Source organism: Micromonospora sp. H33, assembly GCF_052068455.1.
GTDB lineage: Bacteria > Actinomycetota > Actinomycetes > Mycobacteriales > Micromonosporaceae > Micromonospora.
Genome location: NZ_JBQHDE010000001.1, coordinates 984,572 through 998,935, shown reverse-complemented (window position 1 = coordinate 998,935; position 14,364 = coordinate 984,572). Strand labels below are relative to the sequence as shown.

Genomic DNA, 14,364 nt, shown 5'->3' with positions numbered 1-14,364 from the left:
GCCCGTCCACAGCCTGTGTACGTCCGCCGGCTCGAACTGGTCGACTTCCGCTCGTACGAGCGGGTCGGCGTCGACCTCGACCCGGGGGCGAACGTCCTCGTCGGCCCCAACGGCGTCGGCAAGACCAACCTCGTCGAGGCGCTCGGCTACGTGGCGACCCTGGACTCGCACCGGGTCGCCACGGACGCCCCCCTCGTCCGCATGGGCGCCACCTCCGCGATCATCCGCTGCGCCGTGGCGCACGAGGGCCGCGAGCTGCTGGTCGAGCTGGAGATCGTCCCCGGCAAGGCCAACCGGGCCCGGCTCGGCCGGTCCCCGGCCCGCCGCGCCCGCGATGTGCTCGGCGCCCTGCGCCTGGTGCTCTTCGCCCCGGAGGACCTGGAACTCGTCCGGGGCGACCCGGCCGAACGCCGCCGCTACCTCGACGACCTGCTGGTGCTCCGCCAACCCCGGTACGCCGGGGTGCGGGCCGACTACGAGCGCGTGGTCAAGCAGCGCAACGCCCTGCTGCGCACCGCGTACCTCGCCCGCAAGACCGGCGGCTCCCGCGGCGGGGACCTGTCCACCCTCGCGGTCTGGGACACGCACCTCGCGCAGCACGGCGCCGAGCTGCTCGCCGGCCGCCTCGAACTGGTCGCCGCGCTCGCCCCGCACGTCACCAAGGCGTACGACGCCGTGGCCGCCGGCAAGGGCGCCGCGGGCATCGCGTACCGGCCGTCGGTGGAACTGGCCGAGCCGACCACCGACCGGGCCGGCCTCGCCGAGGCGCTGACCGCCGCGCTCGCCGAGGCCCGGTCCGCCGAGATCGAACGCGGGACGACCCTGGTCGGCCCGCACCGCGACGACCTCGCGCTGACGCTCGGCCCGCTGCCCGCCAAGGGGTACGCCAGCCACGGCGAGTCCTGGTCGTACGCGCTGGCGCTCCGGCTGGCCGGGTACGACCTGCTGCGCGCTGATGGCATCGAGCCGGTGCTCGTGCTCGACGACGTCTTCGCCGAGCTGGACACCGGCCGGCGGGAACGGCTCGCCGACCTCGTCGGCGGCGCCAGCCAGCTCCTGGTGACCTGCGCGGTGGACGACGACGTTCCCGCGCGACTGCGTGGCGCCCGGTACGTCGTGGGCGAGGGGACGGTGCAGCGTGTCGGATGATCCGCAACAGCCCGGCAAGGCCGGCCCGACTCCGGGCCGCACGGCCCCGAGCGGGGCGGACGGTGCGCGTACTCCCTCGGGAGCCGGCGGGACGGGCGGCCGGGCGGGCCGGCGGGCGGCGACCGGCGCGGACGCCGGCCCGGCGGCGGCCGGGTCGGGACCGCAGGAGCGGTCGGCGGCCGCCGGAGTGCGCGCGGGTGGCCCCGAGTCGACGGCGCCCGGAGCGGACGGAGGGCCGGCGGACCTGCCGCCCGGGGCGTCCGGGCCGCAGCTCGCCCGGGCGGTGCTGGACGCGGCGAAGTCCCGCCGGGAATCGGCGGCGAAGACCCGGCGGCGGAGCCCGGGCGGCGGGGACGGCGGCGGCGAGCGGCGGCTGCGCGGCTACTCCGGGCCCGGGCCGGACCCGCGCGACCCGCAGCCGCTCGGCGTGGTCCTGGAACGACTGGTGAAGGCGCGGGGCTGGCAGCAGCCGGCGGCCGAGGCGACCGTCTTCGGGGCGTGGGAGCGGGTGGTCGGGCCGGAGGTCGCCCAGCACAGCCGCCCGGTGAAGCTAGAGGACGGCGAGCTGACCGTCGAGGCTCGGTCCACGGCGTGGGCGACCCAGCTCCGGCTGCTCGCCAGCTCCCTGCTGCGGCAGATCGCCCGCGAGGTCGGCCACAACGTGGTGCGCAAGCTGCACATCCACGGACCGGCCGCGCCGTCCTGGGCGCGTGGACCGCGCCGGGTGCGGGGTCGTGGACCCCGCGACACGTACGGCTGACCGTCAGTTGTCGCCCTGCCGGGCCTCCCGCTCGGCACGCTTGCGCTCCCGCTGCTCGCGGCTCCACTGCTTGCGCCGCTCGAGATCCTGCTTCCACCCCTCGCGGGCCTGGTGTGAGCCGCCCTGGACGGCGCCCTGCACCTCGGATGGGCCGGCGAGGTACCGGTAGGCCCAGGCCATGAGGCGACCGCCCTCGCCGGGACCCTTGGCTGCCTTGTTCTCCGCGCTCATCCGCCGGGCCTTCCTACGAACATCATTGGTGTACAAATGATTAGTACACCAACTGTTGGTACGATCGCAATGATCACGAGGAGGCCGATGGTGCCCGAGCAGCTCGACGGGGATCCCCTGGCGCTGGAGCAGCAGGTCTGCTTCGCGCTCTCCGTCGCCGCGCGCGGCGTCGTCGCGGTCTACCGACCGCTCCTGGAGCCGATGGGCCTGACCCATCCGCAGTACCTGGTGATGCTGGCGCTCTGGCAGCACGCGCCGCTGAGCGTCCGGGAGCTGAGCGGGCTGCTCCAGCTCGACCCCGGCACGTTGTCACCGCTGCTCAAGCGCCTCGAAGCCGCCGGCTACGTGCGGCGGGAGCGCGACTCCTCGGACGAGCGGAGCCTCGCCGTCACGCTCACGCCCGCCGGCCGGGCCCTCCGGGAGCGGGCGGAGCAGATCCCGCCCGCGATCGTCGAGCGGCTCGGGCTGCCGCTGGCGGACCTGCGGCACCTGCACGCGGTGCTGACGAGCGTGATCGCCGCGGCCAACCGCGCCGTGACCGCCGGCCCCGGCGCGGCTGACCCTGCTGTGACGCGAGGCTCCGGCGTCGTGGATCAACCGCCTCAGGCATCCGCGTAGACCGCGAACCCCCGGTCGGCGCAGCGACGGTAGAAGGCGGCGAGCACGCTCAGCTCGGCGCACGTGAAGGTCCACTGCGGCGGATCGCCGTTCTCGTCGCGCAGCCGGTCGAGCCGGCTGTCCAGCCAGCGCAGCTGCTGCTCGGCCAGGCGCCCGTCGCCCAGCAACGACCGCAGCACCTCGCTGACCGACTCGAACGTGACCGCCTCCGCGACCGCCCGATGCCGGGTGACGAACTTCTCCACCCCTTCGGCGATCCACGAGCAGCCGTCCGGGTCGATCACCGGATCCTCGTCCTCGGCCGAGTTCTCTGTGGCGTAGAGCACATTTTCCAGCCCGAGGATCAGGTCGACCAGCTCGCTGTACGCGGTCGCCCGCACCGTGCCGGTCTTCGCGATCAGCTCGGCGAGCGCGGCGGTTGGTGCCGAGATATGTGGCATGTCCACGATTTCGCCGAAGTCGACGAACTCGGCCGGCGCGACCGGATCGTAGAAGCGGCCGGTCCGCGGCCAGTGCACCGCGACGTTGTCCAGCCCCATCTGGCGTCACCTCTCAAGCCTGTGTCCGTTCGAACGGGTCGATCGTCCGGTTCCCGCCCCCAAAGATCAAGCCGCCGTTCGTCGCGGCGTGGGACACGCCGGGCGCGGGACCGCCGGACGGCCGGTGCGGGCCGCCGATCGGGGCTGCGCGTGTAGGGGGAGTCGCGGACCGCGAAGTTCGGCCCGCTACGGAGGTCTGAGACGCCTCGCAGGGGTGCCGAGTGGTGGTTCTGTCGCTCGCGCACAGTAAGATTGACGCTGAGACGAAGACCCGGTGCGGAGCGACGAGACACGGGGCCGGTGCGGGCCCGCGATCATCGTCCCACGTCGGGTCGAGCCGATCGCGATCCGCGGGCAACCGCGGCGACCGGCGCGTTCGACCCGCAGCCCGGATGAGTCCCCGGCGCGCCGGTCCGCGCGCCGACGTCGCGTCCTGTCCGCCGAACCCCGCGCCCGGCGCGCCATCCGGCGCGCCCCGGCGCGAGAAAGTGGCCGAGGGTGGCAGCGCAGGACAAGCAGGAGTACGGCGCCGAGTCGATCACCGTCCTCGAAGGGCTGGAGGCGGTCCGGAAGCGCCCCGGTATGTACATCGGTTCCACCGGTGAACGCGGTCTCCACCACCTGGTGTGGGAGGTCGTCGACAACGCGGTGGACGAGGCGCTGGCCGGTCACTGCGACACCATCGACGTGGTGCTGCTCCCCGACGGCGGGGTCCGGGTCACCGACAACGGCCGTGGCTTCCCGGTCGACCTCCACCCCAAGCTCAAGAAGCCGGGCGTCGAGGTCGCGCTGACCGTGCTGCACGCCGGCGGCAAGTTCGACGGCAAGGCGTACGCGGTCTCCGGCGGTCTGCACGGCGTCGGCGTCTCCGTCGTGAACGCCCTCTCCACCCGGATGGCCGTCGAGATCCAGAAGGACGGCCACTTCTGGCGCCAGTCGTACGCCAACTCCAAGCCGAGCCCCCTCGAGAAGGGCGAGCCGACCAACGCCACCGGCTCCGCCGTCTCCTTCTGGCCCGACCCGACGGTCTTCGAGACCGTCGACTTCGACTTCCAGACCATCTACCGGCGCCTCCAGGAGATGGCCTTCCTCAACCGCGGCCTCACCATCCACCTCCTCGACGAGCGGGTCGCGGAGGGCGAGGACGGCAAGATGCGGGAGGTCACCTTCTGCTACAAGGGCGGCATCGCCGACTTCGTCCGGCACCTCAACGCCTCCAAGAACCCGATCCACAAGACGGTGGTCGAGTTCGGCGCCGAGGAGGAGGGCATGTCGGTCGAGATCGCCATGCAGTGGAACGAGTCGTACGGCGAGTCGGTCTACACCTTCGCCAACACGATCAACACCCACGAGGGTGGCACCCACGAGGAGGGCTTCCGGGCCGCGCTGACCAGCGTCGTCAACCGGTACGGCGCCGACAAGAAGCTGCTCAAGGGCGACGAGAAGCTCTCCGGCGAGGACATCCGCGAGGGCCTGGCCGCCATCATCTCGGTCAAGCTGGCCAACCCGCAGTTCGAGGGCCAGACCAAGACCAAGCTCGGCAACACCCCGGTCAAGAGCTTCGTGCAGCGCGTCTGCAACGAGTGGCTGGTCGACTGGCTGGACCGCAACCCGGCCGAGGCGAAGATCATCATCACCAAGGCATCCCAGGCCGCCCGGGCCCGGATCGCCGCGCAGCAGGCCCGCAAGCTGGCCCGGCGCAAGTCGCTGCTGGAGTCCGGTTCGATGCCGGGCAAGCTGGCCGACTGCCAGTCCACCGACCCGCGCGAGTCCGAGGTCTTCATCGTCGAGGGTGACTCGGCCGGCGGCTCGGCGAAGCAGGGGCGCGATCCGCGTACGCAGGCGATCCTGCCGATCCGCGGCAAGATCCTCAACGTCGAGAAGGCCCGCATCGACCGGGTCCTCAAGAACAACGAGGTCCAGGCGCTGATCACCGCGCTCGGCACCGGCATCCACGACGACTTCGACATCGAGAAGCTGCGCTACCACAAGATCGTGCTGATGGCGGACGCCGACGTCGACGGCCAGCACATCCAGACGCTGCTGCTCACCCTGCTGTTCCGCTTCATGCGGCCGCTGGTCGAGCTGGGCCACGTCTACCTGGCCGCCCCGCCGCTCTACAAGATCAAGTGGAACAAGAAGGGCGACGACGCCCAGTACGCGTACTCCGACCGGGAGCGCGACGGACTGATCGCCCTGCGCCAGCAGAAGAAGCCCAACGCCAAGCCGGACGACATCCAGCGGTTCAAGGGTCTCGGCGAGATGAACTATCCCGAGCTGTGGGAGACCACGATGAACCCGGCCACGCGTACGCTGCGTCAGGTGACGCTCGACGACGCGGCAACCGCCGACGAGTTGTTCAGCGTGCTGATGGGTGAGGACGTCGAGGCCCGCCGCTCGTTCATCCAGCGCAACGCCAAGGACGTGCGGTTCCTGGACATCTGACGCTCGCTGCGGCCCGGTCGGCCAGCCACCGGCCGGGCCCGCGGGTCCACAGAGTTATCCACAGCCTGGCCGGTTTCCACAGCCGTTATCCACAGCACGAAAACGACTCTGAGTCTGATAAGGGTTAACAAGTGACCGATACCCCCGAGTCCACACCGAACGAGCCCGAGGTCCCCGAGACCGCCGGCGCCGTCGTCGCGCACGACCGCATCGAGCCGGTCGGGCTCGAGGTCGAGATGCAGCGCTCCTACCTCGACTACGCGATGAGCGTCATCGTCGGGCGGGCGCTGCCGGACGTCCGGGACGGGCTCAAGCCGGTCCACCGCAAGATCCTCTACGCGATGTTCGACTCGGGGTACCGGCCGGACCGTGGGTACGTGAAGTGCTCCCGCGTCGTCGGCGACGTGATGGGTCAGTTCCACCCGCACGGCGACTCGGCGATCTACGACGCGCTGGTCCGGATGGCGCAGCCCTGGTCGCTGCGCTACCCGCTGGTCGACGGCAACGGCAACTTCGGTTCGCCCGGAAACGATCCGGCTGCGGCGATGCGTTATTGCCTGACCGGAGATGTCCGCATTCGTACCGCTGACGGCAGCCTGCGGATCGGTGACGTCGTGGCCGACGCGGCGCCCAGCAGCGAGACCGACATCGACCTCAAGGTCCGGGACCGCAACGGCGACCTGGTGCGCGCCTCCAAGTTCTTCCACTCCGGCGAGCACCCGACGCTGCGGCTGCGCACCCGGGAGGGGTACGAGCTGACCGGCACCCACAACCACCCGGTGCTCTGCCTGGTGGACGTGGCCGGCGTGCCGACCCTGCTGTGGAAGCTGCTCGCCGAGGTCGCCCCCGGCGACCGGGTGGTACTCCAGCGCAGCGTGCCGGACGAGATCGGTTACCCGATGCTGGAGCACGTCGAGGCGGCCGTCCTCGCGGGCGCCTTCGTCAGCGAGGGCTGGGTGTCGGAGGGCCGCGCCGGCTTCAACAACGTCGACCGGGAGTTCTTCGTCCGCGTGCTGGCCGCCTACGACCTGGCGGTCGGCGGTCCGCGGTACGTCAGCGAGCGCGTGATCGCCTCCGGCAGCACGCTGCACGAGCTGGACATCCAGGATCTCACCGCGCTGCGGACCAGCATCCTCGGCGATCTGGTCGGGGCGCGGAGCGCCGGCAAGTTCGTGCCGGAGTTCGTGTGGCGGGGGCCGGCCGCGGTCAAGCGGGCCTTCCTCCAGGCACTGTTCGAGGGTGACGGCTCGTCGTCCCTGCTGCCGCGCAACACCATCCAGATCTCGTTCTCCACGCGCAGTGAGCGGCTGGCCCGCGAGGTCCAGCAGCTGCTGCTGGAGTTCGGCGTCGTCAGCCGGCAGTGCCGCTACGACAACGGCGAGATCAAGGTGATCGTCAGCAACCGGCGCGACGCGCGGATTTTCGCCGCCCACGTCGGCTTCCTCGGTCGCAAGCAGGCCAAGCTGGAGGCCGAGCTGGCGTCGGTGCCGGCGAGCAGCACGGCGCTCTCCAGTGACCACGTGCCGCTGGTCGGCGACTTCATCCGCGAGCACGGCGCGAGCCGGTGGACCGAGCGGGACTGGCTGCGCCGCCACAACGTGGACCGGATCGAGCGTTGGGAGCGGGACCGGGACGAGATCGCGGCCCGGATCACCGACGCCGAGGTGCTGGACGTGGTGGAGCCGCTGGTCGACGGCCGGTTCTACTACGCCGAGGTGGCCAGCGTCGCGGACGCGGGTGTGCAGCCGGTCTACAGCATCCGGGTGGACACGGACGACCACTCGTTCGTCTCCGACGGCTTCGTCAGCCACAACACCGAGTGCAAGCTCGACCCGCTGGCGATGGAGATGCTGCGGGACATCGACGAGGACACCGTCGATCTGCAGGACAACTACGACGGCCGGGCCAAGGAGCCCACGATCCTGCCGTCGCGGATCCCGAACCTGCTGATCAACGGCTCCGAGGGCATCGCGGTCGGCATGGCCACCAAGATCCCGCCGCACAACCTGCGGGAGATCGGCGCGGCGGTGCAGTGGTGCCTGGAGCACCCGGAGGCCGACGAGGCCACCACCCTGGAAGCCCTGCTGGAGATCGTCAAGGGTCCGGACTTCCCGACCCACGGCCTGATCGTCGGCCAGGCCGCCATCCAGGACGCGTACCGGACCGGCCGTGGCTCGATCCGGATGCGCGCGGTGGTGGAGGTCGAGGAGGACAAGCGGGGCCGGCCGGCGCTGGTGGTCAGCGAGCTGCCGTACCAGGTGAACCCGGACAACCTCGCCGAGCGGATCGCTGAGCTGATCAAGGAGGGCAAGCTCGCTGGCATCGCCGACATCCGGGACGAGTCCTCCGGGCGTACGGGCATGCGGATCGTGCTCGTCCTCAAGCGCGACGCGGTCGCCAAGGTGGTGCTGAACAACCTCTACAAGCACACCCAGCTCCAGGAGACCTTCGGCGCGAACATGCTGGCGCTGGTCGACGGGGTGCCCCGCACTCTGAACCTGGCCCAGTTCATCCGCTACTACGTCGAGCACCAGATCGAGGTCATCCGCCGGCGGACGGCGTTCCGGCTGCGCAAGGCCGAGGAGCGGGCGCACATCCTGCGCGGTCTGGCGAAGGCGCTGGACGCGCTCGACGACGTGATCGCCCTGATCCGGCGCTCGCCGACGGTCGACGACGCCCGGCAGGGCCTGATCCGGCTGCTGGACATCGACGAGGTCCAGGCGACCGCGATCCTGGACATGCAGCTGCGCCGGCTGGCCGCCCTGGAGCGGCAGCGGATCCTCGACGACCTGGCCAAGCTGGAGGTGGAGATCGCCGACCTCAAGGACATCCTCGCCAAGCCGGAGCGGCAGCGGAGGATCGTCTCGGAGGAGCTGGGCGAGATCGTCGCGAAGTGGGGCGACGACCGGCGTACGCAGATCATCCCGTTCGACGGCGAGGTCTCGATGGAGGACCTCATCGCCCGTGAGGACGTGGTGGTCACGATCACCCGGACCGGGTACGCGAAGCGCACCAAGGTCGACGCGTACCGCTCGCAGCGGCGGGGCGGCAAGGGTGTCAGCGGTGCGTCGCTGCGCCAGGACGACATCGTCAGCCACTTCTTTGTGTGCTCGACGCACGACTGGATCCTGTTCTTCACGAACAAGGGGCGTGTCTACCGGGCCAAGGCGTACGAGCTTCCGGAAGCCAGTAGGGTGGCCAAGGGCCAGCACGTGGCCAACCTGCTCGCCTTCCAACCGGACGAGCAGATCGCACAGATCATCGAGATTCCGAACTACCAGGTGGCGCCCTACCTGGTACTGGCCACGAAGAACGGCCTGGTGAAGAAGACGAAGCTCGAGGAGTTCGACTCCCCCCGGTCCGGCGGCATCATCGCGATCAACCTGCGCGATGAGGACGAGCTGGTCGGTGCCGCCCTGGTGGGACCGGAGCAGGACCTGCTGCTGGTGTCCAAGAAAGCGCAGGCGATCCGCTTCAACGCCTCGGACGAGGCGCTGCGGCCGATGGGCCGGGCGACGTCGGGTGTGATCGGGATGCGGTTCAGCGAGGACGACGTGCTGCTCGCTATGGAGGTCGTCCGCGAGGGCATGGACGTCCTGGTGGCCACGAACGGGGGTTACGCGAAACGCACCCCGATCGAGGAATACCCGGTGCAGGGCCGGGGAGGTAAGGGCGTACTGACTGCGAAGATCACCGAGCGGCGCGGTGGTCTGGTCGGCGCTGTGGTGATCGACCCGGACGACGAGCTGTTCGCAATCACCAGTAACGGTGGTGTCATCCGGACTCCGGTGAAGCCTGTACGCCGTACGCGTGATCGGAACACAATGGGGGTCAAGCTGATGGACCTCCCGGATGGCGTAACTATCGTGGCGATTGCTCGCAATGCCGACGAGCCTGACGAACAGGACTAGTTGAATGACGGAGACACAGGCGAAGTCGGGGAACACGGGGACCTCGGCCAACCCGGTCGACGAGGAGGCCGCGAAGAGCGGCGCACCAGCGACCGGCCGCGCGGCCGTGGGTCGGGCGACCGTCCCCGCCGACGCGCCTGCCCCGAAATTCACCAGGGCCCCCGGGATGGTGCCGCCGCCGGAAACGCCCGCCGAGGAGCCGGAGGCCACGGACACGCCGGACATCGCCGCCGAGGCGACGAAGGTCGACGCCCCGAGCGCAGGTGGGACCGCCACGTCGACCGCGGCGCGTCCGGCGACGACCCAGCCGATCGCCGTCGGCGCCGGGCGGGCCACGGCGACCGCCGCGACCGGCACGACCGGCACGCAGCCCCGGGTCACGGGCAACACCGGCACCCAGCCGCGGGTGACCGGGACGGCCCGTCCGCAGCCGGACGGCCGCCCGGGTGGCCGTCCGCAGGGCGGCGGACTCCCGTCGGGCATCACCGGCGCGGCAGCCGTCGGCGCCGCGCGCGTGGGTGAGGCGGTACGCGCCGCACGTACCTCAGTCACCTCGGCCGCCTCGCGCGGGCCGCGCCGGGCTCGGCTGAACCTGAAGCGGATCGACCCCTGGTCGGTGATGAAGTTCGCCTTCGCGGTGTCGGTGGTGCTCTTCATCGTCGTGGTGGTCGCGACCTCGGTGCTGTACCTGGCGCTGGACGCGATGGGCGTGTTCGCCAGCGTCAACGACAGCCTGACCGACCTGGTCAGCGCCGGTGGCGGCCAGAGCGCCAGCGGGTTCCAGATCACCGCCCGGGGCGTGATCCTGAGCTCGGCGCTGATCGGCCTGGTCAACGTCGTGCTGTTCACGGCGCTGGCCACGCTCGGCGCGTTCGTCTACAACGTGTGCGCCGATCTGGTGGGCGGCATCGAGCTGACGCTCGCCGAGCGCGACTGAGACGACCGGAACGCCGGGGTGCCGCCGCCTGTGGCCCCCGGCGTCCCCGTATTCGGCCTTGCTTGATCGACTCGCCATCCCCGAAGTCGAGGTGTCCGCGCTTCCAGGACACCCCGACTTCAGGAAAGGTGTGCCGGCGCCGCGCCCCGGAAAGTCGGTGGGCGGGCCGGTCGGGGCTCGGGTAGGTTCAGGGGCGGCGAGGCCACCCGCCCAGGCCACCCCGATTTGGGGGCGGCCCGGCGGATGGGTTAACCTTGCTCGTCGCTACGCGGGGCTATAGCTCAGTCGGTTAGAGCGCAGAGCTGATAACTCTGAGGTCGCTGGTTCGATTCCAGCTAGCCCCACCAGAGATCGTCCGACGGCACTGTCGAGCGTGAGGGGTCGCCCCAATGTTCAAGAAGCTGCTGATCCTGGTCGGTGTCATCGGTGTGGCGGCCGTGGTGGCCAAGAAGGTGAAGGCCTCCAACGACGAGCGCGCCCTGTGGCACGAGGCGACCACCGCGCCCGACCTGCGCTGAGCGCCTCTCTCCTGCCAGCACCAAGGCGGCGTCGACCGCCTCCGGGGCCCTAGCTCAACTGGCAGAGCACTGCCTTTGCAAGGCAGGGGTTAGGGGTTCGAGTCCCCTGGGCTCCACCACATCATCCGGCCTGTCTGCATCCTCGATCGGGCGAGATAGACCAGGTCCGCCACCACTGGTCGAGGGCGGCTTCGTCACTGGGTTCTACACCGTGCGCAACCCGGAGAAGCTCTCGCACGTGTAGTAGGAGACCGCCTTGAGCGTTGAGCCCGGGGCTCCATCGCCGACCGTTGCCGGACGCTAGGTCTTGCGGGGCAAGACAGCCTCACGAGCCCGCAGCCAGCCCGCCGCCGCTGGTCACGGCCCGGTTTCGTCTGCGTGCCGGAACAGCGGCGGAGCGATGGGAGATTGTACGGTGCCGATGTGGCGACTCTCCGTCGCCTAACCTTCGTGAAGGGCATTCCCATGCGCTGGTTGCGGATCGCAGTGTCGGCGTTCGTCTTCGCGGCTGGCGGCACGGTCGTCGCCGCTCCCGCGGCGGTTGCCGCCGCCGACACGGCACCCCCGGTGCTGGAGGGCATCACGGTTTCGCCCGACGCGGTGTCCGTCGCCGGGCTCGACCTCGTCCCGGTGACCGTGACCGCTCACCTGACTGACGAGACCGGTGTGGAAGTCGCCTCCGAGATCGGCGGCGGCAACATGCCCTTCGTCGCCCTGAAGCGCGTCGCCGGTGGCGATCCCTCGACCCAGTTCGCCGAGCTGTCGCTCACCTCCGGCACGCCGCAGGACGGCAGGTGGAGCGCGACGATCCGGGTGCCGTCCACCTGGGACGGTCAGTGGGAGGTCAGCCAGGTCGTCGCCGTGGATCCGGCCTTCAACAAGCTCGACGTCAACCCGCCCGAGACACCGGACAACACGCTCGACGTCACCGGCACCCACCTCCCCGCGGTGACCATGCGGTTCGTGCCGGACCCGTTGGTCGGCGACGGTCCGTTGACGGTCGAGGGCCGGTTCTACTACGAGGACACCGGCGAGGGCATCCCCAACCAGCCGATCTTCTTCGGGCACGACAACCTGTGCGTCGAGTACTCGGCGGAGCCCAACGGCACCACCAACGCCGACGGCACCTTCTCGAAGGTGTATCCGAAGGGCGACGGCTACCTGCAGTGCGTCGGCATCCTGCGCCCGTCCAACGTCGCCATCACGCCCGCCTTCATCGTCGTCGCGTCCCGGCATCCCCGGGTCAAGCCCGTCGTCACCGCGACCGCGAGCAGCACGACCGTCGTGACCGGCACGAAGGTGACCTTCACCGGCACGGTGTTGCCGGGCGGATACAACGTCGAACTCGAGGAACTGCGGAACTCGACCTGGCGGAAGATCGACAGCGCGCTGATCAACGACCGTGGCGCCTTCACGCTCGACATCACGCCGAAGGCGGTGGGCACGCACCGCTACCGCGTGATCGTCCCGAACGACGACCCCGAGCTGGTCGGCGTGTCGGAGACCATCGTGGTGCGGGTGACGGCGCCGGGTGCCGGTGGGCAGCCGGGCGCGGGCGCGGGAGGTTCCGACGGCGGCCTGCCGATCACCGGGCCGGCGGTGGGGCCGATGGTCGGCACCGCGGCTGCGCTCCTCCTCGCCGGCGTCGGCCTGATGCTGATCGGACGGCGTCGTGGGGCCATGCGGAGGTCGTGGACCGCAGCACGTTAGCGTCGAAGCGTGAGCACACCGCGAGTCCTGCCCGCCGACAGCGGCATCGCCGAAGCGGCTTCCGTCCTGCGTACCGGTGGGTTGGTGGCCTTTCCCACCGAGACCGTGTACGGGCTCGGCGCGAACGCGCTCGACGCACGGGCGGTGGCCCGGATCTTCGAGGCCAAGGCGCGGCCGAGCTTCGACCCGCTGATCACGCACCTGGCGGAGGCAGCGGAGCTGGAGAAGCTGGTGGGTACGGTACCGGCGGCGGTGGCGGCCCTCGCCGAGCGGTTCTGGCCCGGGCCGGTGACACTGATCGTGGACCGGCCGGCGGTGATCCCGCCGATCGTCACGTCGGGGCTGGAGACGATGGCGGTGCGGGTGCCGGATCACGACGCCGCGCGGGCGTTGATCGCGGCGGCCGGCGTGCCGGTGGCGGCACCGAGCGCCAACCGTTTCGGGCAACTCAGCCCCACGCGGGCGGAGCACGTCGTACGCGGCCTGGGGCCGGCGGTGGACGTGGTGCTCGACGGCGGGCCGACCCGCTGCGGGATCGAGTCGACGATCGTGGACGCGCGCGGGGACCGTCCGGTGGTGCTGCGGCTCGGAGCGCTGCCGGTGGAGGCGCTGGAGGAGGCCGTCGGGCCGGTGGCCGTCCGTCCGGGCAGCTCGGGTCAGCCGGTGGCGCCCGGCACGCTGGCGGCGCACTACGCGCCGCGTACGCCGCTGCGGGTGGTCTCCGGCGCGGAGCCGGCGGCCGGGGACGACGTCCGGCGGGGCTTCCTCGCCTTTCGGGACCGGCCCGCCGGCGACTGGGCCGCGGTGGAGGTGCTCTCCGCCGCCGGTGACCTGACCGAGGCGGCGGCCCGGCTGTTCGACGCGCTGCACCGGCTGGACGGCACCGGCGTCGCCGAGATCGTCGTCGAGCCGGTGCCGGACGTGGGCGTCGGCCGGGCGATCAACGACCGGCTGCGCCGGGCCGCCGCCACCTGGCAGTGAACGGCGGCGCATGGGCCGCAACCGTGGGGGTAGGAGAAACGGCAACAACCCCCCGGGAAGTGAGGTGCATTGTTATGCCGACCGCACGCGAGATCATGACCAACGACGTGACCTGCATCCGTGAGCAGGACGACCTCCGGACGGCGGCGAAGCAGATGGCCCAGCTGGGTGTCGGTTCGCTGCCGATCTGCGGGGACGACAACCGGCTCAAGGGCATGCTGACCGACCGCGACATCGTGGTGAAGGTGCTCGCCGAGGGCCGCGACCCGGCCAGTGTCACCGCCGGTGAGCTGGCGCAGGGCAAGGCCGTGACGATCGGCGCGGACGACGACGCGGCGGAGATCCTGCGGACGATGAGCCAGTACAAGGTGCGCCGGCTGCCGGTGATCGACGGGCACGAGCTCGTCGGCATCGTGGCCGTCGCCGACGTGGCCCGGTCCCTGCCGGAGCGCCCGGTCGGTGACCTCATCGAGGCCATCTCCGAGCGCGGCTGACCGGCACGCCGAACTGCGATCGCCGCCCCCGGCTCACGGCCGGGGGCGGCGATCGTCGTACGGGTACCGCT

General features: G+C 71.0%; 12 protein-coding genes and 2 tRNA genes. 12 read left to right on the top strand and 2 right to left on the bottom strand.

The window, feature by feature from the left end; all coding sequences use genetic code 11:
- The first annotated feature begins 15 nt into the window (after positions 1 to 15).
- Positions 16 to 1,149 carry a DNA replication/repair protein RecF gene (gene recF, locus ACTMS0_RS04750; RefSeq protein WP_441153820.1) on the top strand — a complete coding sequence of 378 codons (1,134 nt, stop codon included), beginning with the start codon at positions 16 to 18 and terminating at the stop codon, positions 1,147 to 1,149.
- A 187-nt stretch (positions 1,150 to 1,336) separates the two neighbouring features.
- Positions 1,337 to 1,909 (top strand): DUF721 domain-containing protein, encoded by a 573-nt coding sequence (locus ACTMS0_RS04745; protein ID WP_441154010.1) that lies wholly within the window; start codon positions 1,337 to 1,339, stop codon positions 1,907 to 1,909.
- A gap of 3 nt (positions 1,910 to 1,912) precedes the next feature.
- Here the strand turns inward: ACTMS0_RS04745 and ACTMS0_RS04740 are convergent, their stop codons facing one another.
- Positions 1,913 to 2,140, bottom strand: a complete 228-nt coding sequence (locus ACTMS0_RS04740; RefSeq protein WP_441153819.1) for a hypothetical protein — start codon at positions 2,138 to 2,140, stop codon at positions 1,913 to 1,915.
- Between the two features lie 87 nt (positions 2,141 to 2,227).
- On the opposite strand from ACTMS0_RS04740, the gene ACTMS0_RS04735 reads away from it, so the two are divergent.
- A complete protein-coding gene (locus ACTMS0_RS04735; RefSeq protein WP_441154009.1) occupies positions 2,228 to 2,758 on the top strand; it encodes a MarR family winged helix-turn-helix transcriptional regulator in 531 nt (176 codons plus the stop codon).
- Here the strand turns inward: ACTMS0_RS04735 and ACTMS0_RS04730 are convergent.
- Positions 2,743 to 3,297, bottom strand: coding sequence for a hypothetical protein (locus ACTMS0_RS04730; RefSeq protein ID WP_441153818.1), 555 nt, complete (start codon positions 3,295 to 3,297; stop codon positions 2,743 to 2,745). The genes ACTMS0_RS04735 and ACTMS0_RS04730 overlap by 16 nt on opposite strands.
- Before the next feature lie 498 nt (positions 3,298 to 3,795).
- Here ACTMS0_RS04730 and gyrB point away from each other — a divergent pair, with 498 nt between their 5' ends.
- The 9 genes from gyrB (at position 3,796) to ACTMS0_RS04685 (ending at position 14,293) form a co-directional block, all read left to right on the top strand.
- Positions 3,796 to 5,742, top strand: a complete 1,947-nt coding sequence (gene gyrB, locus ACTMS0_RS04725) for a DNA topoisomerase (ATP-hydrolyzing) subunit B (protein ID WP_441153817.1) — start codon at positions 3,796 to 3,798, stop codon at positions 5,740 to 5,742.
- A 131-nt stretch (positions 5,743 to 5,873) separates the two neighbouring features.
- The gene (gene gyrA, locus ACTMS0_RS04720) at positions 5,874 to 9,653 is read left to right on the top strand and encodes an intein-containing DNA gyrase subunit A (RefSeq protein ID WP_441153816.1); all 3,780 of its coding nucleotides are present in this window, start codon (positions 5,874 to 5,876) and stop codon (positions 9,651 to 9,653) included.
- A gap of 4 nt (positions 9,654 to 9,657) precedes the next feature.
- Entirely contained in the window at positions 9,658 to 10,590 is a 933-nt protein-coding gene (locus tag ACTMS0_RS04715) for a DUF3566 domain-containing protein (protein ID WP_441153815.1), read from the top strand.
- A gap of 270 nt (positions 10,591 to 10,860) precedes the next feature.
- A tRNA-Ile gene (locus ACTMS0_RS04710) sits at positions 10,861 to 10,937 on the top strand.
- Positions 10,938 to 10,979: 42 nt separating this feature from the next.
- On the top strand, positions 10,980 to 11,108 hold the full coding sequence (locus ACTMS0_RS04705; protein ID WP_231929724.1) for a DLW-39 family protein: 129 nt from the start codon (positions 10,980 to 10,982) through the stop codon (positions 11,106 to 11,108).
- A 43-nt stretch (positions 11,109 to 11,151) separates the two neighbouring features.
- Positions 11,152 to 11,227: transfer RNA gene (locus ACTMS0_RS04700), tRNA-Ala, on the top strand.
- A 331-nt stretch (positions 11,228 to 11,558) separates the two neighbouring features.
- On the top strand, positions 11,559 to 12,818 hold the full coding sequence (locus ACTMS0_RS04695; RefSeq protein ID WP_441153814.1) for a hypothetical protein: 1,260 nt from the start codon (positions 11,559 to 11,561) through the stop codon (positions 12,816 to 12,818).
- A 27-nt stretch (positions 12,819 to 12,845) separates the two neighbouring features.
- The gene (locus ACTMS0_RS04690; RefSeq protein ID WP_441154008.1) at positions 12,846 to 13,799 is read left to right on the top strand and encodes an L-threonylcarbamoyladenylate synthase; all 954 of its coding nucleotides are present in this window, start codon (positions 12,846 to 12,848) and stop codon (positions 13,797 to 13,799) included.
- Between the two features lie 74 nt (positions 13,800 to 13,873).
- Positions 13,874 to 14,293, top strand: coding sequence for a CBS domain-containing protein (locus ACTMS0_RS04685; protein WP_441153813.1), 420 nt, complete (start codon positions 13,874 to 13,876; stop codon positions 14,291 to 14,293).
- The last annotated feature ends 71 nt before the right edge of the window (positions 14,294 to 14,364 follow it).